General features: G+C 61.7%; 28 protein-coding genes. 11 read left to right on the top strand and 17 right to left on the bottom strand.

Annotated elements, in window-relative coordinates; translation table 11 throughout:
• Positions 1 to 78 precede the first annotated feature (78 nt).
• Entirely contained in the window at positions 79 to 306 is a 228-nt protein-coding gene (locus Q4Q11_RS21730) for a homogentisate export protein (protein WP_498570779.1), read from the bottom strand.
• A gap of 238 nt (positions 307 to 544) precedes the next feature.
• Between Q4Q11_RS21730 and xseA the strand changes: the two genes are divergently transcribed.
• Positions 545 to 2,146 (top strand): exodeoxyribonuclease VII large subunit, encoded by a 1,602-nt coding sequence (gene xseA / locus Q4Q11_RS21725; RefSeq protein WP_498570778.1) that lies wholly within the window; start codon positions 545 to 547, stop codon positions 2,144 to 2,146.
• A complete protein-coding gene (locus tag Q4Q11_RS21720) occupies positions 2,146 to 2,736 on the top strand; it encodes an NAD(P)H-dependent oxidoreductase (protein ID WP_112509046.1) in 591 nt (196 codons plus the stop codon). The genes xseA and Q4Q11_RS21720 overlap by 1 nt, the downstream gene beginning before the upstream one ends.
• A 76-nt stretch (positions 2,737 to 2,812) precedes the next feature.
• Here Q4Q11_RS21720 and Q4Q11_RS21715 read toward each other — a convergent pair whose 3' ends face one another.
• The 8 genes from Q4Q11_RS21715 to Q4Q11_RS21680 form a co-directional block, all read right to left on the bottom strand.
• Entirely contained in the window at positions 2,813 to 4,066 is a 1,254-nt protein-coding gene (locus tag Q4Q11_RS21715; RefSeq protein ID WP_498570777.1) for an aminopeptidase, read from the bottom strand.
• Positions 4,067 to 4,159: 93 nt separating this feature from the next.
• Positions 4,160 to 4,633, bottom strand: coding sequence for a Cys-tRNA(Pro) deacylase (gene ybaK / locus Q4Q11_RS21710; protein ID WP_113215213.1), 474 nt, complete (start codon positions 4,631 to 4,633; stop codon positions 4,160 to 4,162).
• 28 nt (positions 4,634 to 4,661) lie between these two features.
• On the bottom strand, positions 4,662 to 4,889 hold the full coding sequence (locus tag Q4Q11_RS21705; protein WP_112509054.1) for a toxin-antitoxin system HicB family antitoxin: 228 nt from the start codon (positions 4,887 to 4,889) through the stop codon (positions 4,662 to 4,664).
• Position 4,890: 1 nt separating this feature from the next.
• Positions 4,891 to 5,316, bottom strand: a complete 426-nt coding sequence (locus Q4Q11_RS21700) for a putative toxin-antitoxin system toxin component, PIN family (RefSeq protein ID WP_498570776.1) — start codon at positions 5,314 to 5,316, stop codon at positions 4,891 to 4,893.
• A 29-nt stretch (positions 5,317 to 5,345) separates the two neighbouring features.
• On the bottom strand, positions 5,346 to 5,717 hold the full coding sequence (locus Q4Q11_RS21695; protein WP_113215215.1) for an ArsC family reductase: 372 nt from the start codon (positions 5,715 to 5,717) through the stop codon (positions 5,346 to 5,348).
• A gap of 24 nt (positions 5,718 to 5,741) precedes the next feature.
• Positions 5,742 to 6,839: a M14 family zinc carboxypeptidase gene (locus tag Q4Q11_RS21690; RefSeq protein WP_113222184.1), complete on the bottom strand. Its 1,098-nt coding sequence runs from the start codon at positions 6,837 to 6,839 to the stop codon at positions 5,742 to 5,744.
• A gap of 81 nt (positions 6,840 to 6,920) precedes the next feature.
• Positions 6,921 to 8,102, bottom strand: coding sequence for an MFS transporter (locus Q4Q11_RS21685; RefSeq protein ID WP_498570775.1), 1,182 nt, complete (start codon positions 8,100 to 8,102; stop codon positions 6,921 to 6,923).
• Between the two features lie 343 nt (positions 8,103 to 8,445).
• On the bottom strand, positions 8,446 to 9,420 hold the full coding sequence (locus Q4Q11_RS21680) for a quinone oxidoreductase family protein (protein ID WP_498570774.1): 975 nt from the start codon (positions 9,418 to 9,420) through the stop codon (positions 8,446 to 8,448).
• A gap of 58 nt (positions 9,421 to 9,478) precedes the next feature.
• On the opposite strand from Q4Q11_RS21680, the gene Q4Q11_RS21675 reads away from it, so the two are divergent.
• Positions 9,479 to 10,393 (top strand): LysR family transcriptional regulator, encoded by a 915-nt coding sequence (locus Q4Q11_RS21675; RefSeq protein ID WP_498570773.1) that lies wholly within the window; start codon positions 9,479 to 9,481, stop codon positions 10,391 to 10,393.
• An 89-nt stretch (positions 10,394 to 10,482) separates the two neighbouring features.
• Positions 10,483 to 12,123 (top strand): SulP family inorganic anion transporter, encoded by a 1,641-nt coding sequence (locus Q4Q11_RS21670; protein ID WP_498570772.1) that lies wholly within the window; start codon positions 10,483 to 10,485, stop codon positions 12,121 to 12,123.
• 8 nt (positions 12,124 to 12,131) lie between these two features.
• On the opposite strand, the gene Q4Q11_RS21665 is transcribed toward Q4Q11_RS21670, so the two are convergent.
• Complete coding sequence (locus tag Q4Q11_RS21665; RefSeq protein WP_498570771.1) at positions 12,132 to 12,749, bottom strand: 2'-5' RNA ligase family protein; 618 nt, start codon at positions 12,747 to 12,749, stop codon at positions 12,132 to 12,134.
• Positions 12,750 to 12,942: 193 nt separating this feature from the next.
• Between Q4Q11_RS21665 and Q4Q11_RS21660 the strand changes: the two genes are divergently transcribed.
• Positions 12,943 to 13,080: a hypothetical protein gene (locus Q4Q11_RS21660; RefSeq protein ID WP_162701695.1), complete on the top strand. Its 138-nt coding sequence runs from the start codon at positions 12,943 to 12,945 to the stop codon at positions 13,078 to 13,080.
• Between the two features lie 137 nt (positions 13,081 to 13,217).
• The gene (locus Q4Q11_RS21655; RefSeq protein ID WP_498570770.1) at positions 13,218 to 13,781 is read left to right on the top strand and encodes a methylated-DNA--[protein]-cysteine S-methyltransferase; all 564 of its coding nucleotides are present in this window, start codon (positions 13,218 to 13,220) and stop codon (positions 13,779 to 13,781) included.
• A 174-nt stretch (positions 13,782 to 13,955) separates the two neighbouring features.
• Here the strand turns inward: Q4Q11_RS21655 and Q4Q11_RS21650 are convergent, their stop codons facing one another.
• Together Q4Q11_RS21650 and Q4Q11_RS21645 are read right to left on the bottom strand one after the other, a co-directional pair.
• Complete coding sequence (locus Q4Q11_RS21650) at positions 13,956 to 14,450, bottom strand: DUF8737 domain-containing protein (protein WP_498570769.1); 495 nt, start codon at positions 14,448 to 14,450, stop codon at positions 13,956 to 13,958.
• Positions 14,451 to 14,522: 72 nt separating this feature from the next.
• Complete coding sequence (locus tag Q4Q11_RS21645) at positions 14,523 to 14,987, bottom strand: hypothetical protein (protein ID WP_498570768.1); 465 nt, start codon at positions 14,985 to 14,987, stop codon at positions 14,523 to 14,525.
• 31 nt (positions 14,988 to 15,018) lie between these two features.
• Here Q4Q11_RS21645 and Q4Q11_RS21640 point away from each other — a divergent pair, with 31 nt between their 5' ends.
• On the top strand, positions 15,019 to 15,990 hold the full coding sequence (locus Q4Q11_RS21640) for a LysR family transcriptional regulator (RefSeq protein WP_112508136.1): 972 nt from the start codon (positions 15,019 to 15,021) through the stop codon (positions 15,988 to 15,990).
• A 287-nt stretch (positions 15,991 to 16,277) separates the two neighbouring features.
• Positions 16,278 to 16,718: a hypothetical protein gene (locus Q4Q11_RS21635; protein ID WP_498570767.1), complete on the top strand. Its 441-nt coding sequence runs from the start codon at positions 16,278 to 16,280 to the stop codon at positions 16,716 to 16,718.
• Between the two features lie 159 nt (positions 16,719 to 16,877).
• Here the strand turns inward: Q4Q11_RS21635 and Q4Q11_RS21630 are convergent, their stop codons facing one another.
• Positions 16,878 to 17,774, bottom strand: a complete 897-nt coding sequence (locus Q4Q11_RS21630; protein ID WP_112508141.1) for a LysR family transcriptional regulator — start codon at positions 17,772 to 17,774, stop codon at positions 16,878 to 16,880.
• Positions 17,775 to 18,216: 442 nt separating this feature from the next.
• Between Q4Q11_RS21630 and Q4Q11_RS21625 the strand changes: the two genes are divergently transcribed.
• Both Q4Q11_RS21625 and Q4Q11_RS21620 read left to right on the top strand, forming a co-directional pair.
• Positions 18,217 to 18,951, top strand: coding sequence for an SDR family NAD(P)-dependent oxidoreductase (locus Q4Q11_RS21625; RefSeq protein ID WP_498570766.1), 735 nt, complete (start codon positions 18,217 to 18,219; stop codon positions 18,949 to 18,951).
• A 64-nt stretch (positions 18,952 to 19,015) separates the two neighbouring features.
• On the top strand, positions 19,016 to 19,783 hold the full coding sequence (locus Q4Q11_RS21620; RefSeq protein WP_112508147.1) for an SDR family oxidoreductase: 768 nt from the start codon (positions 19,016 to 19,018) through the stop codon (positions 19,781 to 19,783).
• 144 nt (positions 19,784 to 19,927) lie between these two features.
• Here the strand turns inward: Q4Q11_RS21620 and Q4Q11_RS21615 are convergent, their stop codons facing one another.
• Together Q4Q11_RS21615 and Q4Q11_RS21610 are read right to left on the bottom strand one after the other, a co-directional pair.
• Positions 19,928 to 20,791: a class I SAM-dependent methyltransferase gene (locus Q4Q11_RS21615; RefSeq protein ID WP_112508149.1), complete on the bottom strand. Its 864-nt coding sequence runs from the start codon at positions 20,789 to 20,791 to the stop codon at positions 19,928 to 19,930.
• Between the two features lie 85 nt (positions 20,792 to 20,876).
• Positions 20,877 to 21,773, bottom strand: a complete 897-nt coding sequence (locus tag Q4Q11_RS21610; RefSeq protein WP_112508151.1) for an NAD(P)/FAD-dependent oxidoreductase — start codon at positions 21,771 to 21,773, stop codon at positions 20,877 to 20,879.
• Between the two features lie 110 nt (positions 21,774 to 21,883).
• Here Q4Q11_RS21610 and Q4Q11_RS21605 point away from each other — a divergent pair, with 110 nt between their 5' ends.
• Positions 21,884 to 22,531: a TetR/AcrR family transcriptional regulator gene (locus tag Q4Q11_RS21605; RefSeq protein WP_113223105.1), complete on the top strand. Its 648-nt coding sequence runs from the start codon at positions 21,884 to 21,886 to the stop codon at positions 22,529 to 22,531.
• Between the two features lie 240 nt (positions 22,532 to 22,771).
• Here Q4Q11_RS21605 and Q4Q11_RS21600 read toward each other — a convergent pair whose 3' ends face one another.
• Both Q4Q11_RS21600 and Q4Q11_RS21595 read right to left on the bottom strand, forming a co-directional pair.
• Entirely contained in the window at positions 22,772 to 23,398 is a 627-nt protein-coding gene (locus Q4Q11_RS21600) for an MBL fold metallo-hydrolase (RefSeq protein ID WP_113223104.1), read from the bottom strand.
• Positions 23,399 to 23,508: 110 nt separating this feature from the next.
• Positions 23,509 to 24,000 carry a Rossmann-fold NAD(P)-binding domain-containing protein gene (locus tag Q4Q11_RS21595; protein WP_498570765.1) on the bottom strand — a complete coding sequence of 164 codons (492 nt, stop codon included), beginning with the start codon at positions 23,998 to 24,000 and terminating at the stop codon, positions 23,509 to 23,511.
• Positions 24,001 to 24,099: the final 99 nt, after the last annotated feature.

The raw sequence follows: 24,099 nt of genomic DNA, 5'->3' as shown, positions 1-24,099 counted from the left end.
TGATCCTGGAAAACTGAGGTGTGGTAACTCCAGTCTCCCAAATCCGCTCCGAATGGACAACCTCCCGAAAGCTCACACCTAGGCGCGGCGCTGCTCCATCATGTCGGCCGTAATGAGATAGCCGATGAAGCCAAGATTGTAACCGCCGAGCGCAATGAACAGTGTCGTCAGCGGCGGCGGAACGATCGACATCGCGACCGCCGCCATGAAGGCGATACTCACCAGCGCCACGCCGAGCAAGGCGCCGATGGTCGTGCGCTGCAGCCCGGCGACAATTCCGATGATCATGGCGGTCGCGAATATCATCGCTCCATATCCTCTTTACCAAGAACCAGTTTGCACAGATTTACGCGCGGACGGCTAAGAAAGGCTTTGTCGATAGGGTTAACGTTTGATGAAGCGATAAGCTCCACTCTCTTTATGGGACATGCAATGATCGCTGCTGTCCCTCAACTATGCGCACAATCCTCGCCTTCGATCGTTTCAGACTTAGGGAGTACGCACAAGGCTCCGCATTTTCCGCGACATGGGCTAGAAGGAAGCCATGAGCAGCTTTTTTGAGAATGATTCGCCCTCGAACCTGACGGAATATTCCGTTTCGGAATTGTCGGGATCGATCAAGCGCACCGTCGAGAACGCGTTCGACCAGGTACGCGTGCGCGGTGAAATCTCCGGCTATCGCGGGCCGCATTCCTCGGGTCATGCCTATTTCTCGCTGAAGGATGATCGTGCCCGTATCGACGCGGTGATCTGGAAGGGTACCTTCTCCAAGCTGAAATTCCGCCCCGAAGAGGGGATGGAAGTCATCGCGACCGGCAAGGTGACGACCTTCCCGGGTTCGTCTAAATATCAGATCGTCATCGAGACTTTGGAGCCTGCCGGTGCTGGCGCCTTGATGGCGCTTCTTGAGGAGCGCAAGCGCAAGCTCGGCGTCGAAGGCCTCTTCGATCCCGAGCGCAAGCGCAGGCTCCCCTTCCTGCCAAGGGTAATCGGTGTCGTTACCTCGCCGACCGGTGCCGTCATTCGCGATATCCTGCACCGTATTTCCGATCGTTTCCCCGTGCATGTGCTGGTCTGGCCGGTGAAGGTGCAGGGGGAGGGCTCCGGCGACGAGGTGGCGAACGCCATCCGCGGCTTCAACGAGTTTGAGCGAGGCGGCCCGATCCCGCGCCCCGACGTGCTGATCGTCGCGCGCGGCGGCGGCAGCCTCGAGGATCTCTGGAGCTTCAACGACGAGGCCGTCGTTCGTGCCGCTGCGGCTAGCGAGATACCGCTGATCTCCGCCGTCGGCCACGAGACCGATTGGACGCTGATCGACTATGCCGCCGATGTGCGCGCCCCGACGCCGACGGGCGCGGCGGAAATGGCAGTGCCTGTTCGGGCCGAGCTGGAGGCGCAGCTCGCAAGCTTTGCAGCCCGGCTGCAGGGCGGAATGATAAGACAGATGGATCAGCGGCGACAGGCGGTGCGTGCGCTGTTGCGGGCGCTACCTTCGCTCGACCAGATCCTGGCCCTGCCGCGCCGCCGCTTCGATGAGGCGGCCGCCGGCCTTGGCCGTGGATTGGAGCTGAACACGCTGAACAAGCGCCGTTCCTTCGAGCGCATGGCCTCGCAGCTGCGGCCGGATATCCTGTCGAACCGGATCGCCGAGCGCCGCCAGCAATTGGGCGAGCGGATGACCCGCGCGGAGCGGACCATCGAGCGCATGCTCGACCGCTCTCGCGCCCGCATCGAACGCGCGGATGCCGTCTTCGCCACACTGCCCTCGCGCCTCGAAGCGCAGACGGGGAGGGCGCGCGATCGCCTCGGCAATCTTGTCCGCCACGCCGACACCGCCATCCGCCATCAGCTAACCCGTGCCCGCAGCGAGCTTGTCGCGCAGGAACGTATCCTGCAGTCGCTCTCCTACAAGAATGTTTTGAAGCGTGGCTATGCCGTCGTGCGTGATGAGGACGACCGCCCGGTTTCGCTGGCAGCGGCACTTTCGACAGGTGCTGCCATATCGATCGAATTTGCGGATGGCCGTGTCGGCGCGGTCACCGGCGATGCCGCCGCCCCACCGTCATCAGGCGCCACACCTGCGAAAAAGCGGGCTACCAAACCCGCAGAACCCGCCGTTCCGCCAAAGCAGGGAAGCCTGTTCTGATGCGTATCCTGCTCGTTCTGGCACATCCGCTGGAGGACAGCTTCGCCGCCGCTGTGGCGAAGCTCGCGCGGGAAACGCTTGCCGCCGGCGGCCACGAGGTCGATCTGCTCGATCTCTATCGCGAGGGCTTCGACCCGCGTCTTTCGGAAGTGGAGCGAGGCGGCTATTTCGATCAGCCCTACGATACCGCGGGCGTCGGCGATATCGTCGCGCGTCTGCGGGCGGCCGAGGGACTGATCCTCGTGTTTCCGCAATGGTGGTTCAATTTCCCTGCCATTCTCAAAGGCTTCTTCGATCGTGCCTTTGCGCCCGGCGTTGCCTTTACTCATGATCCCGCCGGCGGCCGTATCGTGCCGCAGCTCACCAATATCCGGTTGTTCTGGGCACTCACGACCACCGGTTCGCCCTGGTGGATCGTGCACCTCTATATGGGCAATCCGGTGCGGCGCCTGCTGAAGCGCGGCATCGCCGCCTTCTGCGCCAAGCGGCTGAATTTCCGCATGCTGGCGCTTCATGACATGGATCGCGTCACCGATGCCGGACGCAAGGCGCATCTCGAGCGCGTCAAGCGAGCGCTGGCGACGATCTGATTCCGCGCTTCCAGACAAAAAACATGCCGCGGCAGGGATACCGCGGCACGCTCTCATTCAAGGTATCTGTGCGTCCTTATGCCCACTCGCCCTTGCGCATGACGGGAACGCGCGAGCCATCGGCATTGATACCGTCGATATCGACCTTGTCGGAGCCGATCATCCAGTCGATATGAATCAGGCTGGAGTTGCCGCCCTGCGCCTTGATCTGCTCCTGGCTGAGCTTGGCGCCGTCCATGAAGCACTTGGAATAGCATTGGCCGAGCGCGATATGGCAGGAGGCGTTTTCATCGAAGAGCGTGTTGTAGAACAGGATGCCGCTTGCCGAAATCGGCGAGGAATGCGGCACCAGCGCCACTTCGCCGAGCCGGCGCGCGCCTTCGTCGGTGTCGAGTACCTTGTTCAGCACCTCCTCGCCGCGCGTCGCCTTCGCCTCGATGATCCGGCCGCCCTCGAAGCGCACCTGGATATTGTCGATCAGCGTGCCCTGATGCGACAGCGGCTTGGTGGAGGAGACATGGCCTTCGACGCGCAGCGCATGCGGCGTGGTGAAGACCTCTTCCGTTGGGATGTTCGGGTTGCAGGTGATGCCGTTCTTAGCGGTGGAAGCGCCGCCATGCCATTCGTGGCCGTCTGCGAGACCAACCGTCAGGTCGGTGCCTGGTCCCTGGAAATGCAGGGCGGCAAAACGCTGGCCGTTCATCCACGCCGAACGCTTGTGCAGATTGGCGTTGTGCTCCGCCCACGCCGCGACCGGATCTTCGACATCGACGCGCGACGCGGAAAAGATCGCCTTGGCGAGCTTGGCAACCGCGATCGGTTCCGGATCGTTCGGGAAGACCAGCTTTGCCCAGGAGGGGTTCGGATAGGAGACGATGTTCCAGTTGGTGTCGAAATTCGAAATCTTTTCGAGCGCCGGCTTGTAGGCGGCCGAATTGGCGCGGTTGGCGCGGGCCACCTTGTTCGGGTCCTGGTTCGACAGGAGCATCGGATTGTCGCCGGCAATGGCGAGACGAGCCGTATTGTTGGAGAAAGCCTTGGCCATGCCTTCATAGAGCCATGTCGCGGCACGGTCGAAGCTGGCATCCTGGCCGTATTCGTAGCGGGCGAGCGTCGTCTCTTCGTCCGAATAGAAGGTGGAGACGAGACCGGCGCCGGCCTTGTAGGCCTCCCGCGTGATCAGCCGCACCAGCGGCATCGCTGCGATCGGCGCTGTCATCAGCAGATCCTGGCCGGACTGCAGCTGCAACCCGACCCTTACGGCTACTTCCGCAAGCTTTTCCAGCTTGGCGTGATCGACGGGATGATGGTTGGGGCTGGCTGATGTCATGGCAAAACCTGCTTGGCTGATATCGAGGATGGTCCGAAGACTTAGACCGGTTTGCGGCGAAATTGAAGGCGCTTTGTCCGATCTTGAAGATCGTCAGGCAATCAGCGGCGCGGTCTTGGCTTTAAGAGCGGTCAATGCATCCTGCGGACTTAACCGCACCTGCAATCCGCGCTGGCCGCCGTTTATATAGACGTAAGCCTCGGCCATCGCCTGCGCCTCGATCGCCGTCGGAACGAGCTTCTTCTGGCCGAACGGGCTGATGCCGCCGACATGATATCCCGTCAGGCGCTCGGCGTCGGCAGGTTTCATCATGGCGGCCGACTTGCCGCCAAAGGCCGCGGCAAGCTTCTTCATGCTGACTTCGTGGTCGGAGGGAACGACGGCGCAGACCGGCTTGCCATCCACCTCGGCCATCAGCGTCTTCAGGACGCGATGCGGCTCCTCGCCAAGAGCCTCCGCCGCCTGCAGGCCGACACGCTCCGCATTCGGGTCGTAGTCATAGGCATGCACGGTGAAGGCGACTTTCGCCTGGGTCAGCACTTGTGTGGCGCGGGTGGTTTTGGACATGGGAAACCGATATATTCTGCTGTGAAACTTATCCCCGTTCGGAGTGAACGCGATCCAGCTTTCCTAGAATTTCGAGACCACGAGTTTTGTCACCCTTGGCCGCCCTGAGCTGAAACCGCGTCTCGGCATCGAACTCCGTGAGCGCTTTTGTCGTCAGCTCTTCGAAAAGCTTGTTGAGACTCGTGCCGCGGGACGCGGCAAGTGCCTTCAGCCGTTCGTGCTGATCGCTTGGAAGACGAATGGTCAGCGTGCTCATGTCAAGACTTTCTCCTCATAAGGAACTCACCTGCCGTAAGAATTTCCAGCTGCGGAAATAGCAATTCCGCTTGGGCGAAATCCTTCTTGTTTGCTGTTATTAAATTCGACGCGCCGCCACCGACCGCAAGTTCGATCAAATGATTATCTCCTTCGTCGCGCAGGTTTGGACGCGATAAATAATATATGGGAATCCACATGCAGCTCGAAAGGAATGCATCGAGGAGTATCGCGCGCTCTTCTTTTGAGATGAAGCGATCATCGAAAAGGGCATCTCTTCCGCAAACATCCTCGTATTCGGCAAACAAGGCATTGCTGATCAGTGGAACAAGGTGCTCTTCAAGACAGAGGCGGATGACCTGTCGTGGAGCGCCATCGGCGTTCATGATCGCGGAAACGAAAATGTTCGTATCGATGACAACCTTCATGGAAAAGTGATAGCATATATGCTATCACTTTAAAAGAGCGCCTCGGTCGGCCAAGCCTTGAAGAAGCTCGCGTAAATATCGGGCTTGAAGCCGACCAGCAACTTTCCGTCCGCCTCCAGTACCGGGCGCTTGATCATCGAAGGCTGCGCCACCATCAATGCGATGGCCTTGTCCTTCGAAAGATCGGTGCGATCGGCTTCCGGCAGCGCCTTGAACGTGGTGCCGGCGCGGTTTAGCACGACTTCCCATCCGGCTTCCTTTGTCCAGCGTTCGAGATGTTCCCGATCGATACCGACGGCCTTGTAGTCGTGGAAATCATAGGCGATGTCATGGCCTTCGAGCCAGCTGCGGGCCTTCTTCATCGTGTCGCAGTTCTTGATGCCGTAAATGGTGATCGTCATGTCGAATCCGTCTCTTGCTTCCCATTAGTCCTCAAGTGTTCCAGGCTTCCGGGCGACGGAACTCGGCCTATCGGAGCCGATCTTCATCAGGTCGCCGCGCCTGCGTACCAGCCGGTCCGAAACACGGGTGACGATCAGGCCAGCCTGCGGTGCGCGAACATCGATGGTCCCATCCGGCATGCCGGGGGAGGTGATGATCGTCGCTAGCAGGTCGCCTTCTGCAACGCGTTCACCGATATTGCGATGGAAGAGCACGGTGCCTGCCTGCGGCGCGCGGATCATCTCGATATTGTCGAGCGGCACAGCCGGGCCATCGAACGCATCAAGTGCGACGCGTTCGTCGTGGACTGCGCCGCGCGCGGCCAGGAAGCGCCAGAGCCCTTCCGCATCCTTCCTTGCCATCTCGGGATAGACATCGCGAGTGCCGCGCAATTCCACCGTGACTGAAAGCTTGCCCGGCAGTCTCGCCTTCTTCTCGCCCGGCACTTCATATTTCCAGGCGAAACTCACAGCCTCTTCAAAGGCCGAACTTTCGCCGTCCGACAGCAGCACGGCATCCATCTTGAGCGCTGCGGCAAGATCGGAAGCCTCGGGCCAGAAAGCCTCGTCGATATAGGCATATTGCAGGGATTCGTCGTCGCAATGAAGATCGATGACCAGATCGGCGCCGAGCGCCATATGGATCAGCTGGCGCTTCAGCCGGTCTACGGCCGGATAACGCTCGAGGTTCTCGATCAGGAGATCGCGGTCGCGCAGCGAGATCAGCGGAAAGTCGCGGTTGAAATTGGTGCGCGAGCCGAGGTCGAAACGGCCCTGCATCTCGCCGAAATGCGATTGCGCCGCGCCGATCGGATTGGCGTGCGGCACCACGATGATGTCGCTGAGGATCACGCCTTCCGCTTCCGCCTGCCGCAGGCGCCCGCAGAGGAAATGCACGAGCGCCGTGCCCGGCAGCTCGCCGGCGTGCAACGCAGCCTGGATATAAACCTTCGGCGCATCCGCCTTGCTGCCGGCAAAATGCAGGACGGGCAGCCGCCAGGCGATCCCCGGAGTGTCGCCTTCGATGACGATTTCGGTGACATTCATGGGCCGGCCTCCTGCTGATGACAATCGGAGACCCATATCAAGCCTTGACCGCAACCCGCAACCTTTTGTCGCCATCTGCCGAAACCAGGATCAAGGACAAATGCCCCAAAGTGGCTGTTAGCGGCGGCCGTTCCTGCGCAGGCAGAAGCTTAGGATCAGGCTGAGTAATACCGCGCCGGCGCCGAAGGAGAAGGGGGCGGCATAGCCGAGATGATCGGCAAACAGACCGGCAATCGGGCCGGTCGAGCCGAGCGACACGTCGAGAAAGATCGAATACAGTCCGAGCGCGACGCCGCGGTTCTGCGGCGGGATGCGCTCCATCGCCTCATTGCCGAGTGCAGGAAAGACGGGCGCAAAACCGGCGCCGGCCAACGCCGCGCCGATGATGGCAACCGTCGGGGAGGGCGCAAGGGCAACGGCCGCAAGGCCGATGATCTCGATGACGAGGGAAATACGCACCAGCGGCAGGCCGCCGAAGCGGGCGACTGCCTGGGCAAGACCCAGGCGCACGCCCATGAAGGTAAGGCCGAAGGCGCTGAGCGCAAAAGAGGCGCCATCCCAGTTGCGGCTATGGAAGAACAGCGCGACAAAAGCCATCACCACGCCGAAACCGCTTGACGCAAGCGCCAGTGCGATGCCGAACGGCGCGACGCGGCTCAAAACCTGGCCGGTGCCGATGCCCTTTTCCTTCACGCCAGGCACGGGCGGGCGCGTTTGCGCCAGCATGAATCCGGCGACGGCAAGGATGATGGTAACGACACCGATGGCGAAGAAGCCGTATCGCCCCTGCAGCCAGGCGCCGAAAGGGGCGGCGAGCGCGATGCCGCCATAGGTGGCGATGCCGTTCCACGAGATGATGCGGACTGTTTCGCGCGAGCCCATCAGGCCGATCGCCCAGGTGATCGCCGCGGTGCTTACCCAGCTTTCGCCGATGCCGAGCGCCAGCCGGCCCGCAAGCAGAAGAGCAAGGCTTGCCGCCGGGACATTCACTGTAAATGTGGAGGCGATCGTCAGCGCGCCTGACAGACCATAGGCAAGGAAGCCGAGGAAGACCGAGCGGCGCGGCCCGTATTGATCGCAGAGCCGCCCGACATGCGCCCTGCTGACGATGGTCGCCACATATTGCGTGCTGACGGCGATGCCGGCCCAGACGACGCCGAAGCCGAGGCCGCTGTCGACATAGGTCGGCAGAACCGCGAGCGGAAGGCCGATGGCGATATAGCCGAAGAATGTCAGCGCGACGATCGAAAGGAGGGATAGGGTCGAGGTCGGCCGGATGGTCTCAGACGCAGTGTTCACGGTATATCGCCTGCGGACACCGGAGGTGGTGTCCATGCTGTTTGCCACGAAGAATCGGAATTCGGATCGGATAGCCATGACGGCGGCGGCCGGATGGCCATGCGTCGCCATGGACAACCGGTATCAGGGAGGGACGGGCATGGTCAACGAATTGCTGCCTTGCAGCAAAAGTCATTGACGGGATGAATTGATTGTGCGCGGCAGCCGAAACCGCGCAGTGTGGAGGGGCGCGGCCTGCGGCCCTGCTTCGGAGCTTGGTAATCAACCCCTTTTCCACGGAGGAGAGAAGGGGTCTGCGGCAGCGGCATGCCCATCTGCGAGAGGCTTGCGCTTCGAAAGGCGGTCACATCGTCAATATGACGCTGGCCGTCGTTCGTCCCGCCTCGAGATCGGCATGGGCTCGGGCGGCATCCTTCAGCTCGTATTCTGCGCCGATCGGGTTGAAAAGTCCGGCCTGCAGCGCCACCATCAGCGCCGTGGCGCCCTGGCGGTAGAGTTCGGGATCGTTGGCGTAGGTCAATACGCTCGGGCGCGACAGGCCGATGGCACGAGGCCCCGACAGTTCCTCCACCCTGATCGGCGGAATGGGGCCTGCTGCCTGCCCGAGGCTTGCGACCATCCCGAAGGGGCGCACCGTCGCAAACGTCCGCGACAGCATCGTGCCGCCGATCCCGTCGACAGCAAGATGCACACCGCGGCCATCGGCAATGCGGCGCGTTTCCTCGACCCAATCCGCCGACGTATGCAGGAGAACCGCGTCTGCGCCCGCTTCATAGGCAAAGCCGGCCTTGGCTTCGGAGCCGACCGTGGCGATGACGTTCGCACCAATTCGTTTGGCAAGGCGTGTGACGAGTTGGCCGAGGCCGCCGGCTCCCGCATGCACCAGCACCCACTCGCCCGTCTTCACCGGATAGGTCTTTTGCAGCACCATTTGCGCCGTCAATCCGCGCAGCATCGTGCTGCCGGCAATCCGCTCGCTGACGCCATCGGGCAATTTCACCAGGCGGCTGGCAGGCAGCGTGCGCACCTCGGCATAGCTGCCGACCGGATGGCCGATATAGGCGACACGGTCGCCGACCTTCAACTCGCCGGCATCGGCGCCGAGCGCTTCGATCACGCCGGCACCCTCGAAGCCGAGCACATTCTGGCCCGGTTGCAGCGGGTAAAGCCCGGAACGGACATATATGTCGACGAAATTGACGCCGGAGACGCTTTGGCGGATCCGTGCCTGGCCGGGACCGGGTTCGATGGCGGGGAGATCGACGGTTTTCAGGACTTCAGGGCCGCCGGGGCTGGTAATGGCAATCGCTAAGGGCATGGTGAAATCTCCTTTCGAGTGAGTTTTCATCACAAATCGCCATGGGAATAAATTCGGTATGAACTCACCATATCTGTGCAATAATGCACCGATGATCGACTGGCAGGACCTTCAACATTTCGCCGCTCTCGCCCGAACCGGCTCGCTCTCGGCGGCGGCCCGCGAGCTGGGTGTCGATCACGCAACGGTCGGCCGGCGCATTGCGGCATTGGAACATTCTCTCGATCTGCGCCTCGTCGACCGGCGGCCACGCACTTCACCCTTGACGGCTGACGGCCGCGCCATCGCCGAACTGGTGGCGGGCATGGAGGAAAATGTCGAGGCGATCAGGCGCTATTCGAAAAGTGCCGTCTCCGGGCTTTCCGCCGCAGTCAAGATCAGCGCACCACCGTCGATCGCCGCCCATCTTCTCGCCCCGAGAGCCGCGCTGTTTCATGCGCTTCATCCGAACATCACGCTGACCATTGCCGGCATCGCCCGCAGCGCCGCACTCAATTACGGCGAGGCCGACATTGCCGTGCGCATGACCAGGCCGGAGGAAAGCGATCTCTTGGTGCGGCGTATCGGCGCCATGCGCTTCGGTCTCTATGCGATCCCGCCCATAGCGCAAACGCCGGAGGAGGACTGGATGTTCATCGGCTATGATACGGCGATGGAGCATCTGACCCAGCAGACCTGGCTTCGCAGTCTGCTGAATGGCCGGCCGATCGTTTTTCGCGCAACCGATGTTTTCGGGCAGCTCGAGGCCGCGCGTGCCGGACTTGGAGTCGTGGCGCTTCCGATATTTTTGGGTGATCGCGAGGCGGGGCTGGTGCGTCTGCCGACTGCGATCCCGTCGCCGACGCGCGAGCTCTGGCTCGTCACCTATCCCGATCTCCGCCGCTCGCCGGCCATTCGCGCGGTCATGGACTTCATTGCTGATGTGGTCGGTCAAAGCTGCCCCTTGCGGGACGTCTTCGATAGCGCCGTATGAGTCCGAATTCCGATCCGCATTTTTCTGTTGCGGCCCCATGGCGAATCTCTATCCATAGATGGATGGGCCACACTTACGGTCGGTGATCGATGACGAAGCTGGGCAGTTGGTTCGCGGTGGACAGGGCGGATCTGGTCGCCGGCATATCGGTTGCCGGACTGATGCTGCCGGAAGCGGTCGCTTACGCCGGCATTGCCGGCCTGCCACCGCACCGGGCCATCCTCGCCGGCATTGCCGGATGTCTCGTCTATGCCATATTCGGCCGCAGCCGCTTCGCCATCGTTTCCCCCACATCCTCGTCCGCGGCCATTCTTGCGGCGACATTGGCCGTCGTGCCGGGCGATGCCACAGTCAAGGCGGGACTTGCCACGGTCGCCGTGGCGCTCGCCGGCATTCTTTTCGCCGTCGCCGGCGCGTTGCGTCTCGGCGGCATCACCGGTTTCATCTCGCGGCCCGTGCTGCGCGGCTTTGCGCTCGGATTGGCAATCACCATCATCCTGCATCAGATGCCGATCCTCGTCGGCGTGCCTGCGCAGGGTTCGAACATCCTGACCTATGCGGCCGCATTGTTCGGCGCGATCCTGCAGTGGAATCCGGTCAGTGTCGCCGTCGGTGTCGTCGCGCTGGCGGCATTGCTGCTGCTAAAGCGATTGCCCGGCATTCCTGGCGCCTTCCTCGTGCTCGTCGCCGGCATCTTCGCCTCCTACCTGTTCGGCCTGGAAGGCCATGGCGTCAAGCTGGTCGGCCCCATCGAGATCCTGCCGCAATGGCCGTCGCTGCCGAATGCCGACTGGAACGCCTATTCGCGGCTGGTGCAGTTCACCGTGCCGCTGGTGCTCATCCTCTTTGCCGAGTCCTGGGGGACGATGCGGGCGTTGGCCTTGCGCTATGGCGAGACGCTGGAGGTCAATCGCGAGCTTGGCGCGCTTGGTGCCGCCAATATCGCCAGTGCCGTTGTTCAGGGCATGCCTGTCGGCGCGGGCTTTTCCGCAGGCTTCGCCAGCGAGGCGGCCGGCGCGAAGACGCGGGCGACCACCGTTTTCGCCGCCATCGGCCTCGCGATCCTGATTGCCTGCGCCGGGCGGCTGGTGGCGCTTCTGCCGGAGCCGGTACTCGCCGCAGTCGTCATCGCGGCGCTGACCCATGCGCTCGATCCGAGCCCGATCCTGCGCCTGCGCCGCTTGCATCGGGATTTCTATGTGGCGCTTGGAGCTGCCATCGGTGTGCTTGCGTTCGGTGTGCTCAACGGCATGCTGCTGGCGATCGCGCTCTCGCTCGCCGCCATGATGCATCGTCTGGCCTCGCCCTATGTCGCCCGCCTCGGGCGGCTTGGAGGCAGCCATAATTTCGTTGATGTCAGCCGCCACGACGATGCGAAAGAGATATCAGGCATTGCCATCTGGCGCCCCCGCGAAACTCTGTTTTTCGGCAATGCCGATACGATCTTCGGCGAGATAATGTCAGGCAGCCGCGCCGAATCAGGTTTGCGGGCCGTCATCCTCAGCCTGGAAGAAAGTTCCGATATCGACAGCACGGCCATGGATGCCTTGATGGAATTCGACAATGCCATGCGGCGCACCGGGCTGCGCGTCCAGTTCGCCCGCGTCCATGACCGCGTCCGCGATCTCATGACCGTCGCGGGCATTGCCGACCTCGGCAGCCGCTGCAGCTTCAGCGTCGATGATGCCGTGGCGGCGGTGATGGCGGATCACAAGCCGCCGACGGCGTGAGCGGCCGTTCAATCGTGCAAAGTCCAATAGCAGAGATGATCGTGCTTGGCCTCACCCTGCAGGCTGTTGATGAGGACGAAGTCCCTGACGGTCCAACTCACAGGTTCCTCGAGCAGGGTGTCGGGAACGAGATGTCCCTGATAGAGTAGCGTCATATGCGGCTCGACGGGCTTTCCCTTGGCTGGCGCAATGCCAGTGAGGCGCATGGCATCGGCCAGTTCCTGATGGAGCGCCTTTAGTTCGGCATTCCCGTCCTTGTTCCAAAGGACAAGCGGGCGGTTGTCGCCATTGCCGAAGCTGACAGCTCGATCGAAGACGATAGGAAAGGGTGGCTTTCTCACCCGCGAGGCAGCTTCCATCGCCGCAAATGCCACCTCCTCGGGAAGGCAGCGAAACGAGCCAATCGGGTAGAGCGTCACATGAAAGAGATCCGCCCGGCGCGGCTTCGTGGAAAAGCGGTACTGCCGGCGAAGATGTCCTGCAAGTTCATGACTTCGTGTGGCAACCGCCGCATCGGGCAGGAGGGCGAAATAGAATTCATTGATGGCCGCTTGATCGATTGGCGGCGGTGTTCTCGTATGCGCTCCCCCCGCAAGATAGAGCGAAAGCTGCCCATTGTTCTTCATGGTCACTGCAAAGCTGTACCGCTTTGTCCTCCTCCTTATTCTGAACGCAAAACGATAGAATAAAGCGGTCGTTAACTCAAGAACAAAAAGTGAACATGCTGCTTGTTAAAAAGCCATCGAATAAAAGGCGGCCCTGATCTGTTCATTTCAGGTTCGGGCCGGCGTGCCCTATCACACCAAAGGAATCATGATCATGTTCGCCAGATCAGTTTTTGCGGCCGTTGTCTTCGCTCTCATCGGTCTTGGCATTGCTTCCTGCACCACCCCGGGCGGGCACAATTCCGGCGGTGGCATGGTTCAGAATGCCCCTCCGACCGGCGGCGGATATTGATACGCCTGCCTGGATAGTCTCAGGAGCGGCCGTCATCGCCAAAACGGTGGCAATTCCTTCGTCTTCGCAAGAATCGGGTTGAATTCGGGGCTTCCGAGGACGATTTTCATGACAAGTGGAAACACGGGAGCTTCGTCATGAACGAGACAAGGCAGAATTACCTGATCTTCGAAACCGCCGGTGGCTTCTGCGGCATCGCCTGGAACGATGTCGGCGTGCTGCGTTTTCAATTGCCGACCAGAGATGCGGGCGCGACCGAGCGCTTGCTTCTGCGCCGTCTGCCGAATGCGCAGGCCAGCACGCCGACCCCGGAGATCGCGGAGGTGGTCGCCAAGGTGAAGCGCTATTTCGCCGGCGAGGCGATCGATTTTTCCGACGTCACCCTCGACCTCGGCGAGCAGGATGCCTTCTTCAGGCAGATCTACGATGCCGCCCGTCAGGTTGGCTGGGGCAGCACCACCACCTATGGAACCCTGGCCAAGCAGCTTGGCGCGGGGCCGGAAGCTGCGCGCGATGTCGGGCAGGCCATGGCGAAGAACCCGGTGGCGCTGATCATTCCCTGCCACCGCGTTCTGGCGGCGGGCGGCAAGATCGGCGGCTTTTCCGCGCCGGGCGGCTCTAACTCCAAGGCTCGCATGCTGGAGCTGGAAGGTGTCCAGCTCGCGCCGTCCAAACCGGTGCAGCAGTCGCTGGCGTTCTAGAGCAATTCCAGGAAAAGTGCGCAGCGGTTTTCCGTCCGGAATTGCGCGAAAACAAGGAGATAGAGCGGTTCAGAGATTCCGTGAAAAACTGAACCGCTCCAGGTGATGCGCTGCCAACGATAGTTGATGAATTTCTGGATGATGGCACCCGCGACGCGGGTCGGCTTATGCCGCCTATTCCGGTGATTTTGTCCGCGACAGGATCACGAAGGCGAGGACGTGGCTTACAAGCAGCAGCGGCACGTAAAGCGCCGGTATATAAATGCCGGCGCCGAAAAAGCCGGGATTTCCGATTTTCGTGACACCCATATAGTACGCATTCAGAAGATCCAGAGTGCCCCAGATGTTGAATATCCAGACAATCGGAACGGCGATCGGCCATCGCCAGGAAAGTGCGGCCATGGAAACAAGCGCGAGAACAGCCGCGGCGAGATCGCCCCATCCGACCTTACTGGCGAAATCCGAACTCAACTCCGAAGATACGAATCCGGATACCAGAAAGTTCATCCCCAGGAACCGGAACGCATGGAAAGCAGCAAGAAGTCTGAGAGCCTCATAGCGCGGCATTGTTCGAAGCGCCGGCCAGACATAGACATAGGCCATCACCGAACTTGTGAGGAAGGCACCTGCGACACTGAGAACGAATGGGAGATTGAGATCCGGCGGCATACTGGGGTTTCCTTTGTCTCTCTGCTTGGACGAAGCCGAAGTCGATGAATGTATCTCGGTGCCGTCGGGTGTTCAGGCATTGGCCATGAGCAGGCGGAGCGACAGAAGCGGACCGATCGCGATGTATTCGTGGTCCATGAGATTTTGTTTGGCCAGCGGCAAGCCTTCCATGATTGCGTGTGCGTCGGCGACATCCTTCGAATCCAGCAGGAACACGGCTCCCCGGCCATCGCCTCGCGAATACCATTCGCGTATCTTCCCATCGAGATAGAGCTGCGCGGTCTGCCGGATTTCATCCGGCATGACGGCCATCACCCGTTCGCGCGTGACGCCGGCCTTCACGGTAAGGATGACCATTACGCCGGTAATTGCAGGTGAGAAGGCTTGTGCTTGAGTCAGAGTTGACTGATCGGTCATGGAAGTAGCTCCTCTGAGAGTGAGAACCGGGAAGGGTTCCGAGCCGGCGCGCCGCAAGTGCTTGGGCTCGATGTCGGCGACGTTCCCGGCTTGCAACTCAGGTATAAGACCGCTTTTCATGAGCGACTATTCTCGATAATGTCGACGAGTTATGAAGCAGAACTTCACAGTCAGACAGGGTGCGCTCGATGGCGTGGAGGCCTTTCTGAGCGTTGCCCAGCATCGTAGTTTTCGCAAGGCGGCCGCCGAACTCGGGGTAACGCCATCGGCGATCAGTCAGGCGGTACGCGCGCTCGAGGCGCGCGTCGGCGCCGCGCTTTTCATCCGCACGACCCGCAGTGTCAGCCTGAGTGAAGCTGGCGAACGATTTTACCTGCGCGCAAAGCCCGCTTTCGAGGAGCTTGTTGCCGCAAGCGAGGTCGCGCGTGACCTCGGGCAGCGGCCCGCCGGACTGCTGCGCCTCACCGTGCCGCGGGCAGTGATACCGATCCTGCTGGAGCCGCTGATCTCATCCTTCTGCCAAGCCTATCCCGAGGTCGAGCTGGAGATTGCCGCGAGCGCAGATCTCGTCGATATCGCAGCCGAGGGATTTGACGCAGGCATCCGGCTGGGGCAGTTCATTGCCGCGGACATGGTGGCGGTCCGGCTTACGCCGCCCTTTCCGCTGGTGGTCGTCGGCAGCCCCGAATATCTGCGCCGGCGAGGAACGCCCGAACATATCGATGATCTGCGCCGGCATGCCTGCTTGCGCATGCGTCGTTCGGACGAGTCGATCGCGCCTTGGTCCTTCGTCGACGGCAACAAGCCGATCGAGGCGATCGTCTCGGGTCCGCTGATCGCCCGGGATTTTCCCACCATCCTTGGAGCGGCGGGGGAGAATATGGGGCTTGCGCAAGTGCCTGAGCCGATTGCCGTGAGCCTGGTGAAAACGGGCAAGCTGGTGCAGGTTCTGGAGCCTTTCGCGCCGATGGCGCCGGGAGTGTTTCTATACTATCCCAGCCGCCATCAAATGATGCCGAAGCTGCGTGCCTTCATCGATCACGTAAAGAGCCGTTCGGGCGCCATCAACAAAAGTCGGAGACGCATCGAGGGCGAACGAACGCGCGGGCTGAAAATACGCTGAAGTCGGATGCGCGGCGCGAATTGAAGTTGCCGGCTGCTGCAGGCCGGGATGTGAGGCCTCGACCGCGGCTGCAAGGACAATATCGCATCCAATATGCCGCGCCGACCTGCTCCATCCCGCGCTGCCATCCCTTCATTCCTTTTCGATTACGGGATGTACTCTAACGCTTTGTTATTGCCGTGCTTTGGAACCAATGATGGGCAAGAACGTTCATCTATGAGTTTGATACGACGCTGATGTCGTGCCCGGCCGGCTGGGGAAGCGGCGCTCTTGAGGAATAGCTCGTCATGAAGATTTCATCCGGATTTCGTTCAGCCGCGGTTGCCGTCATCGCCGCCGCGGGAATTGGTCTTGCCAGCGCCGCGCATGCCGATAGCGGCACGATCCGCTTCGCCGTCTACAAGGCGGCCTTCTTTGTCGGAGGCTCCGGAGGCGAAGGCACGCTGACATTCCATGGTCGTCACTATCCCATCTCGATCGGCGGCATTTCCGGCGGCCTCGCCTTCGGTGCCTCCAAGACCTATTTCCAAGGCACCGTGCGCCATATCCGCCGCGCCCAGGATGTGAGCGGGGTCTACGGTGCAGCCGGCGGCGGTGGCGCGGTCGGCAAGGGAGCCCAGATGATCGTCATGACCAACGACAAGGGCGCCCAGCTCGAACTGACAGGCCGCCAGGTCGGCCTGCAGGTCAACGCCGATATCAGCGGCATGAGCATTACGGTGAAGTAAGGTCGCTATTCCGTTCGCCATAATTGTCTGGAGGCCTGATTTTCAGAAATGGCGATCAGGCCCTCGGTCTCGAAAAGCTGTCGAAGAAGGATGCGCGTCCTTCCCATTCTCACTAGATTGTTCGCATTGCACCCAACAATTGGATGCGCGGGCAGTGCGTCAGTCGAGCGATATTGACAGCCCCGTGAGAAGCGGAGCGTAGGCGGCGAGCCTGCGGGATGCGAACTCGGTGAAGAGCCGCACGCGCTTCGTCTTGCGTGTCTCCCCCTGTGTGAGAAGCCAGAGAGTTCCGTACATGTGCAGGTCGGTGCCCGGCACCCTCACCAGCGAGGGGTCGGCATCTCCGACGAAACACGGCAGTGTCGTGATCCCAAGCCCCTGCCGTACAGCAACGATCTGCGCCTCGGCGTCCGTGGTCCTGAATGGCGCCGCCGTGATGCGAACTTCACCCTCGCTGGCCCAATCTGGAATTCCGTGAATGCTTATGACGATCCACCGAATGGGATCGGGCGTGCCCGCACGCCACGCGGCCAGCCGATCGCGGGACATGTAGACGCCGCCGAATACATCCGGTCCTTTCAGGCCGTGAAGATTGAGCGGTAGGGTTTTGCGGTCGTAGACGACGCGGATCGCCACGTCGGCCTCTCGGTTGGTTAGATTCGCCAGCTCGCCGGACAACAGGACTTCCATCTCGATATCCGGATGCAGACGCGCGAAATCCGCGAAGTCCGGCATGAGCAGGTGTGTTGCGAGGGGCGGCGCCAGCGTCACCCGCAGAAGCCCGCGCACGCTCTGGTCGCGCCCGAAGACGCGCGTCTCCAGCTGATGGGACGACGTTTCCATCTGGTTCGCAAGCTCGAGGACCTCCTCGCCCGCAGCCGTCAGGCGGTAGCCGGAGGGCAGCTTTTCGAACATTTGCGCGCCGAGGCGTTCTTCGAGCTGTGCGATGCGTCGCAGCACGGTCGAGTGGTTCACGTCGAGGCGCTCCGCGGCAGCCCGCACCGAGCCTCCGCGTGCCACGGCAAGAAAGTAGCGAATGTCATCCCAGTCGATCATGGTGCAATCCGGCACCACACGGTGCGCTTTCCAAAGCCGGCATCTGACGCATCGCATAGCCGTATGGGCAGTCTTCATAGCTTATGTGGACGCTGGCGGCCAATACGGAACAGCGAACACCGATCGTCGCAGCTGGCGTCAGTCATCCGGCCCGGATGGATTTTGCACCACCCATGTGCGCGCTTCCACACTCAACGCCCGACTCCTGTGGACCTATCTTGAAGGTCTCGGGGACATGCCCCGGACGACCAAGGGCGGAGCCTGGAAGGAGAAGTTATGGAAAAGCTCGAGGCTAGAGTCGGATGAATCGACCTAAAATAAGAATCTGCCATAGAATCAAAGAGATAGAGCATGCTGTCGTCCGAAAACCGATCACACCTTTCGGCATCATGCTCTAAGCATTTCTCCAGCTTCCGCGCAGCTTCAACGAAGGATGCATGACATGAACAGACTGAATGGAAAGACCGCCGTGATCACCGGTGGCGCTACCGGCATCGGCCGCGCCGCTGCGAAGCGCTTCATCGAGGAGGGCGCCTTCGTCTTCATCTTCGGCCGCCGGCAGGAGGCCCTCGACGCGGCTCTGGCCGACTTCGGGCCTAATGCCCGCGCGGTGAAGGGCTCGGTCTCCGATCTGGCCGACCTCGACCGGCTCTACGCGGCGGTGAAGGCCGAGCGCGGAACCCTCGACATCGTCTTTGCCAATGCGGGGGCGGGAAGCCAGCTTCCGCTTGGCGAGATCACCGCAGAGCACATCGATGAAATCTTCGACACCAATGTGAAGGGTTCGATTTTCACGGTCCAGAAGGCGCTTCCTCTGATGGGCGAGGGCGGTTCGATCATCCTGACCGGATCGAGCGCCGGTACGACGGGCGCGCCGGGCTTTAGCGCTTACAGCGCGAGCAAGGCGGCAGTGCGCAACCTCGCAAGGACCTGGGCGGAAGATCTGAAGGGCACCGGCATCCGGGTAAATGTGCTGTCGCCTGGGGCGACGGCCACCGAACTGGCAAAGGAAGCGCTGGGCGAGGAAGGCCAGAAGGCCTATGGCGCGATGACGCCGCTCCAGCGCATGGCCGATCCGGCGGAGATCGGAGCGGTGGCTGCTTTTCTCGCATCGTCGGACAGCAGCTTCATGACAGCCAGCGAAGTCGCCGTGGACGGCGGCCTGGCGCAGCTCTGACGCGCCGCGCCAGGCCGGTCGCTCCAGTAATCCGATTATGCACACATCCACGGAAGAAAATCAGATGGAACAATCTCTTAAAGGAAAAACCGCTCTCGTTACCGGGGCATCGCGGGGCATTGGGCGCGCCATCGCCGAACGTCTCGCAAAGGATGGTGCGACAGTCGCGCTGACCTACAATGCCAGCAAATCCGGCGCAGACGAGGCGGTTGCGGCCATCGAAAAGGCTGGAGGCACTGCCTTCGCGCTCCACGCGGACCTCGTTCACCCGGCGACCGTGCCGGCCCTGTTCGAGAGACTCGACGAAGAGTTCACCAAGCGGAACGGCAGCAAAGCCCTCGACATTCTGGTCAACAACGCGGGCAATTCCGGCTGGGTTGGGTTCAAAGACGCGACGCCGGACAGTTGGGACACCCTGATCGCGGTCTACGCCCGCGCGCCCTTCTTCATCGTTCAGGCCGCTCTGGATCGTCTGGCCGATGGTGGACGTATCATCAACATCTCTTCCGCGGCCGCGACGAAGCCGGTGGCGGCCGCACCCGTCTACTCGATGGCCAAAGCGGCCATCAACAACCTGACCCATGCGCTCGCGTCCGAGCTGGGGCCGCGCGGAATTACCGCGAACGCCGTGGCGCCGGGCTACACGCGAACGGACGTGAACGCCGCTATCCGAGAGAATCCCGAACTTGTAAAGGCGGTCGAGGCCGAAATCGCACTGGGACGCTTTGGCGAGCCTTCGGAAATCGCTGCCGTCGTGGCGTTCCTGGCTTCCGATGAAGGCCACTGGGTAACAGGCCAGACGATTGAGGCGAGCGGCGGCTACAAGCTCTGACCGCGTACCCTGACCGATTGGCAAACTAACCAATTCTCTACTCTGCGAGACCGAGACCACCGGCGAATACGACCTCATCCGGTCCCGCTGACCGGCCAAAGACGCACCATCCGCCGAGCGGGCGTCTCCCCTGCTTAATCCCCGTCAGCTTACCGGATTGCGCGCCGTGACGATCCACGCCGCGCTGTCGATCACCACTGACCGCTCGCCGGGGAGGCCCGCGAAGGCGGCACGAACCGCGGCCGAGGCGCGGGCGCGGATGTCGTCGGGCTGATCGGCGAGCGCTCGCGACAGCGGACCGACCTCGAACGTCATCTTCACGGCGTCGTCGATCGCCGCGTCCCGCGTTGCGCCCTCGCCAAACGGGGCGGAAGCATCGAAGGGCACGATAGCGATATCGGTGAACCCAGCCGCCGTCAGGATGCGCGCCACCCGCCCCCGGTCGCCGAACGAGAACGGGCCGGGCGCTTCGGGATCGGGCGGCGCGGTCGGCGGAACGATGCCCTTGATCGCGCCCATCAGCAGGCTCACCCAATCGTTCTCGGCCGCGCCGCGCCAGCAGACGAAAGCGACCCGTCCTCCCGGCTTGAGCGCATGGCGCATATGGGCGAACGCCCCTGTCGGATCGTCGAAGAACATCACCCCGAAACGCGAGAACAGGATGTCGAACGTCCCCTCGGGTAGCTCGGTGCTGCTGGCGTCGGCCACGCGGAACAGGGCCGGCGTATCCTTTGGCGCAAGTGCGCGCGCTCGAGCGATCAGCGGTTCGGATATGTCCACGCCCAGAACATGGCCCGCCGCGCCGACGCGGGTGGCCAGAGCCAGAGTCGACGCGCCCGCGCCGCAGCCGACGTCCAGCACGCGCTCGCCCGCGGCGGGCGCAGCGGCTTCGATCGCAGCCTTGCCGAACACCGCCAGCCTGGCGTCGAGCCGAGCCTGGTGGACGACCCAGTGCTCCCCGCTTTGGCCATTCCAGTCGGCGAGCTGATAGGCGTTTTGCTCTGCCATGACATATCCTCGTTCTGGTTTGTTCTTAGCTAAAGCTTCGAGGGACTACCGCGCGTGCCGCAACCGGAGAAGGGAATCTCTGCTCTCAAACCAGCATCGACTGCTGAGCGAAGATACCCGCCATCGCGCCGTGCGATGATGCCAGGGTGACCGATGGCGGCGTAAGGGGGTTGGCGAGGTCGCCGGCGGCGTAGATGCCGGGCATGCTGGTTTCGCGGCGCTCGTCGACCTTGAGGATGATGCCGAGGGGCGTATCGATCGTGGCGAGGCCCAGTGATTCGTGCAGGCTTGCGGACGGCTTGTTGCGCGGATGCGCGAACAGGATGTCGACCGCGACATTGGGGCCGGTATCGAGCTTGACGGTGGCGTTATGGTCCCCGTGACGGGCGATCTCGATGATCCGGCCATCGACGACGGTCACGTTACGGCGCGCCAGATCGGCCCGGATATCGGGTGCAATGTCATGACCATCGGCGAAGACCGTCAACCTGTCGGTCCAATCGTGGAACAGCCTGACCTGATTGTGCGACTGCCGGCCGGACCAGACGAGGCCCCAATGCTGGCCGGCGACTTCAAAGCCGTCGCAATAGGGGCAGGGCACGATGGACGTGCCCCAGCCTTCGGCAAAGCCTGGAACGTCAGGCATCTGGTCGATGACACCATAGCTCAGGATCAGGCGGCGCGCCCTAAGGGTTTCGCCATCACCAGTAAGGACGGAGAAATCGTCGATGGTACCGGAAATGCTGTCGGCCCGGGCATTGACCAGCTTGACCGTGGGATAGCGGGCCAGCTGCTGCCGCGCCTCGGCCAGGATGTCCAGCGGCGGCTTGTGATCGTGGCCGAGCAGACCATGCGAATGGCCGGCGAAGCGGTTGCGCTGCAGGCCGGTATCGAGAACGGTGACCTTGCGGCGGGCACGGCCGAGCTGCAGGGCGGCGGCGAGACCGGCAAAGCTGCCGCCGATGATGATGACGTGTTCCATGGTTATGGGTTCCGTATGTGGACGAGGGGTTGGGGCCTGCTTGCACATTTTAGATACTATGTGGTATCGTAATTCAGGAATTAGGATACTGTCAAGGACTGGAATTGTACGTGACCGAAAATAGCCAGGGCCGGCGCGGCCGGCCCGCCAACGGGGCGCTTGGCCAAACGATAGTCGACGCTGCGGGCGAACTCTTTGCGGAATTGGGTTTTCAAGCGACGACCTTGGACAAGGTCGCCCAGCGGGCGAAGATATCCAAGCTCAGCATTTATCGGCACTTCGAGAACAAGGAGGCGCTGTTTGGCGCAGCGTTTGCAGCCCGCTGCCAACAGTTAATACCACAGGCCCTTTTTGAAGGCGTCGACGGTTCGGCCGAAGATCAGCTAATGGCGGTGGGATCATCGCTGCTTCGCACGCTGTTGCGCCCGGACGTGAGCAGTGTCGAGGCCATGGTCATGGCCGACGTCACGAGTCAAAAGTCGTTGAGCAAGCTCCATTACGAAGCCGGCCCTGCCCATATCATCGCCCAGATCGAGGCCCTGTTGCGTCAATTGCACGCGAAGGGGGCTCTGAACGTGCCCGATCCTCTCCGGTCCGCGCGCTTGTTTGCCGCGCTTTTCAAAGGCTCCGATCTCTTGATTATCGCACGCTTCGATCAGGCGAGAGCAGAGGATGACAACGAAATCGAATCCTATTGCCGGTCGGCCGTCGCCATGTTCATCGCCGCGCATGGTGGCAACGACCACGCGGGCAGATAGCCTAGACGAGGCCGCAAAAGAGGGTGGCGATCATCCAATAACACCCGCTTTTTGGGGCAGAGCCATTCAAGCGTCGCCCAAATGGATGAAACAGGCACGGCAGCGAAGATTGGCGCTCAGAGTCTGTCGCGACTTGGTCGTTAGGCTCGCTCGATATGGGCGGGTTCTTGCCCCCATCCTGAGAACGCTGGCTTTTTGCGCCAGCAATTCAGGTCACGTGTAGGCTTTGATGCTTGGCGGCTACGACAACTTTGAAATGACCCGGTCGATCTCAGCCGGCCATTGGTCACCAGCAAATGCCTTGTAGGCAAGCGCCCCTTGCGATGCGCTGGACAGGACGGCGTCGGGTGCGAGATCGCGCAGTAGGCGCAGGCTGTTTCTCAACTCGGACTTCGATCCAAAGCCCTGCGGCCGGGTTTCCCATACTCCGTTGTTCATGTAGATCGTGTCGCCTGTGAGCAGGTATCGCTTGCCTTCGACCGACCGAACAAGGAAACAGACACTGCCGTTCGTGTGACCAGGCGTCGGAATGACCTCGATCGTACTTTGAAGCACCTCACGTTCGTCGAACAAATAATCGACCTTGGCCACCCGGCGGACCGATGGCTCTTCCAGCCGATGGCATGCCAGCTTCGAAGCGAATTCTTGCTTGATCTCCGCCAGAGCCGAACTCACTTCGTCCCTATGACTGAGATATTGCCATGAAACTCCGCCAAGACTTTTGATTTCTTCGCGCTCTCCTCGGAGGTAAGAGCTGTAAAAGAGAATGTTTCCGGTTTCCTTCACCAGAAGATAGGCGTGAGAATTGACACCCGAAAAAGGATGCTCGGCTTGGCTTTGCCACAGGTCTGGATAAATCTGCTTCATAACCGTTTCGCTTCGCGGCCTCCGGCGTATTTACTCTATTGTCGATGGCGTGGTGGGCGCGAATAGCCGGCGCCAACGGCGCCGGCCTGCATCGCGTCGCGCCACGTTCCTTACGAGGAAGCCGCCTGATACGCCTTGAAGTACGCTTCCTTGTCCAAATCGGACAGCAGCGTCGGCATGACCGGGCTCCAGCCGAGTCGATCCTGAGTGAGTTGGCTCGACGGGTTGAGATCGAAACGCACGAAGCCAGCGAACCAACCGAAATGCGCGTCAGCCTCGGCCTCCGTCTTGGAGACAACCGGGACCCCCAAGCCTTTGCCAATCGCTACGGCGATGTCCTTAAACGGAATGGTTTCCTCGGCGACCGCGTGATAGCGCGCACCCGCTGTACCGCGTTCGAGCGCCAGGCGATAAAGGGTAGCGGCGTCGAGCCTATGGACGGCGGGCCAACGATTCTGCCCGTCGCCCATATATGCGGAAACGCCGGCCTTCTTAGCGATGTCGATCAGCATCGGCACAAACGCGTGGTCGCCTTCGCCATGAACCGAAGACGCCAGGCGAACGATCGAAGTATGCACGCCCTTCGCAGCCACCTGCGCCACGGCGTCTTCAGTCGCTGCACGCGGATTGAACTAAGCCGCTGATCGCGGCGACTTGCGGCGGCCTTTGAGGAGAGCGTCCTGACTGAGAGGATGGTTGTG

The organism is Rhizobium sp. UFLA01-1127, assembly GCF_059803845.1.
The sequence above is the reverse complement of the archived record's forward strand: the minus strand, read 5'-3'. Positions and strand labels throughout refer to the sequence as shown.

Excerpts from the sequence above, each read along its gene's own strand:
- Q4Q11_RS21730 (WP_498570779.1), bottom strand. The coding sequence starts at position 306 with ATGATATTCGCGACCGCCATGATCATCGGAATTGTCGCCGGGCTGCAG.
- xseA (WP_498570778.1), top strand. The coding sequence starts at position 545 with ATGAGCAGCTTTTTTGAGAATGATTCGCCCTCGAACCTGACGGAATAT.
- Q4Q11_RS21720 (WP_112509046.1), top strand. The coding sequence starts at position 2,146 with ATGCGTATCCTGCTCGTTCTGGCACATCCGCTGGAGGACAGCTTCGCC.
- Q4Q11_RS21715 (WP_498570777.1), bottom strand. The coding sequence starts at position 4,066 with ATGACATCAGCCAGCCCCAACCATCATCCCGTCGATCACGCCAAGCTG.
- ybaK (WP_113215213.1), bottom strand. The coding sequence starts at position 4,633 with ATGTCCAAAACCACCCGCGCCACACAAGTGCTGACCCAGGCGAAAGTC.
- Q4Q11_RS21705 (WP_112509054.1), bottom strand. The coding sequence starts at position 4,889 with ATGAGCACGCTGACCATTCGTCTTCCAAGCGATCAGCACGAACGGCTG.
- Q4Q11_RS21700 (WP_498570776.1), bottom strand. The coding sequence starts at position 5,316 with ATGAAGGTTGTCATCGATACGAACATTTTCGTTTCCGCGATCATGAAC.
- Q4Q11_RS21695 (WP_113215215.1), bottom strand. The coding sequence starts at position 5,717 with ATGACGATCACCATTTACGGCATCAAGAACTGCGACACGATGAAGAAG.
- Q4Q11_RS21690 (WP_113222184.1), bottom strand. The coding sequence starts at position 6,839 with ATGGGTCTCCGATTGTCATCAGCAGGAGGCCGGCCCATGAATGTCACC.
- Q4Q11_RS21680 (WP_498570774.1), bottom strand. The coding sequence starts at position 9,420 with ATGCCCTTAGCGATTGCCATTACCAGCCCCGGCGGCCCTGAAGTCCTG.
- Q4Q11_RS21675 (WP_498570773.1), top strand. The coding sequence starts at position 9,479 with ATGAACTCACCATATCTGTGCAATAATGCACCGATGATCGACTGGCAG.
- Q4Q11_RS21670 (WP_498570772.1), top strand. The coding sequence starts at position 10,483 with ATGACGAAGCTGGGCAGTTGGTTCGCGGTGGACAGGGCGGATCTGGTC.
- Q4Q11_RS21665 (WP_498570771.1), bottom strand. The coding sequence starts at position 12,749 with ATGAAGAACAATGGGCAGCTTTCGCTCTATCTTGCGGGGGGAGCGCAT.
- Q4Q11_RS21660 (WP_162701695.1), top strand. The coding sequence starts at position 12,943 with ATGTTCGCCAGATCAGTTTTTGCGGCCGTTGTCTTCGCTCTCATCGGT.
- Q4Q11_RS21655 (WP_498570770.1), top strand. The coding sequence starts at position 13,218 with ATGAACGAGACAAGGCAGAATTACCTGATCTTCGAAACCGCCGGTGGC.
- Q4Q11_RS21650 (WP_498570769.1), bottom strand. The coding sequence starts at position 14,450 with ATGCCGCCGGATCTCAATCTCCCATTCGTTCTCAGTGTCGCAGGTGCC.
- Q4Q11_RS21645 (WP_498570768.1), bottom strand. The coding sequence starts at position 14,987 with ATGAAAAGCGGTCTTATACCTGAGTTGCAAGCCGGGAACGTCGCCGAC.
- Q4Q11_RS21640 (WP_112508136.1), top strand. The coding sequence starts at position 15,019 with ATGAAGCAGAACTTCACAGTCAGACAGGGTGCGCTCGATGGCGTGGAG.
- Q4Q11_RS21635 (WP_498570767.1), top strand. The coding sequence starts at position 16,278 with ATGAAGATTTCATCCGGATTTCGTTCAGCCGCGGTTGCCGTCATCGCC.
- Q4Q11_RS21630 (WP_112508141.1), bottom strand. The coding sequence starts at position 17,774 with ATGATCGACTGGGATGACATTCGCTACTTTCTTGCCGTGGCACGCGGA.
- Q4Q11_RS21625 (WP_498570766.1), top strand. The coding sequence starts at position 18,217 with ATGAACAGACTGAATGGAAAGACCGCCGTGATCACCGGTGGCGCTACC.
- Q4Q11_RS21620 (WP_112508147.1), top strand. The coding sequence starts at position 19,016 with ATGGAACAATCTCTTAAAGGAAAAACCGCTCTCGTTACCGGGGCATCG.
- Q4Q11_RS21615 (WP_112508149.1), bottom strand. The coding sequence starts at position 20,791 with ATGGCAGAGCAAAACGCCTATCAGCTCGCCGACTGGAATGGCCAAAGC.
- Q4Q11_RS21610 (WP_112508151.1), bottom strand. The coding sequence starts at position 21,773 with ATGGAACACGTCATCATCATCGGCGGCAGCTTTGCCGGTCTCGCCGCC.
- Q4Q11_RS21600 (WP_113223104.1), bottom strand. The coding sequence starts at position 23,398 with ATGAAGCAGATTTATCCAGACCTGTGGCAAAGCCAAGCCGAGCATCCT.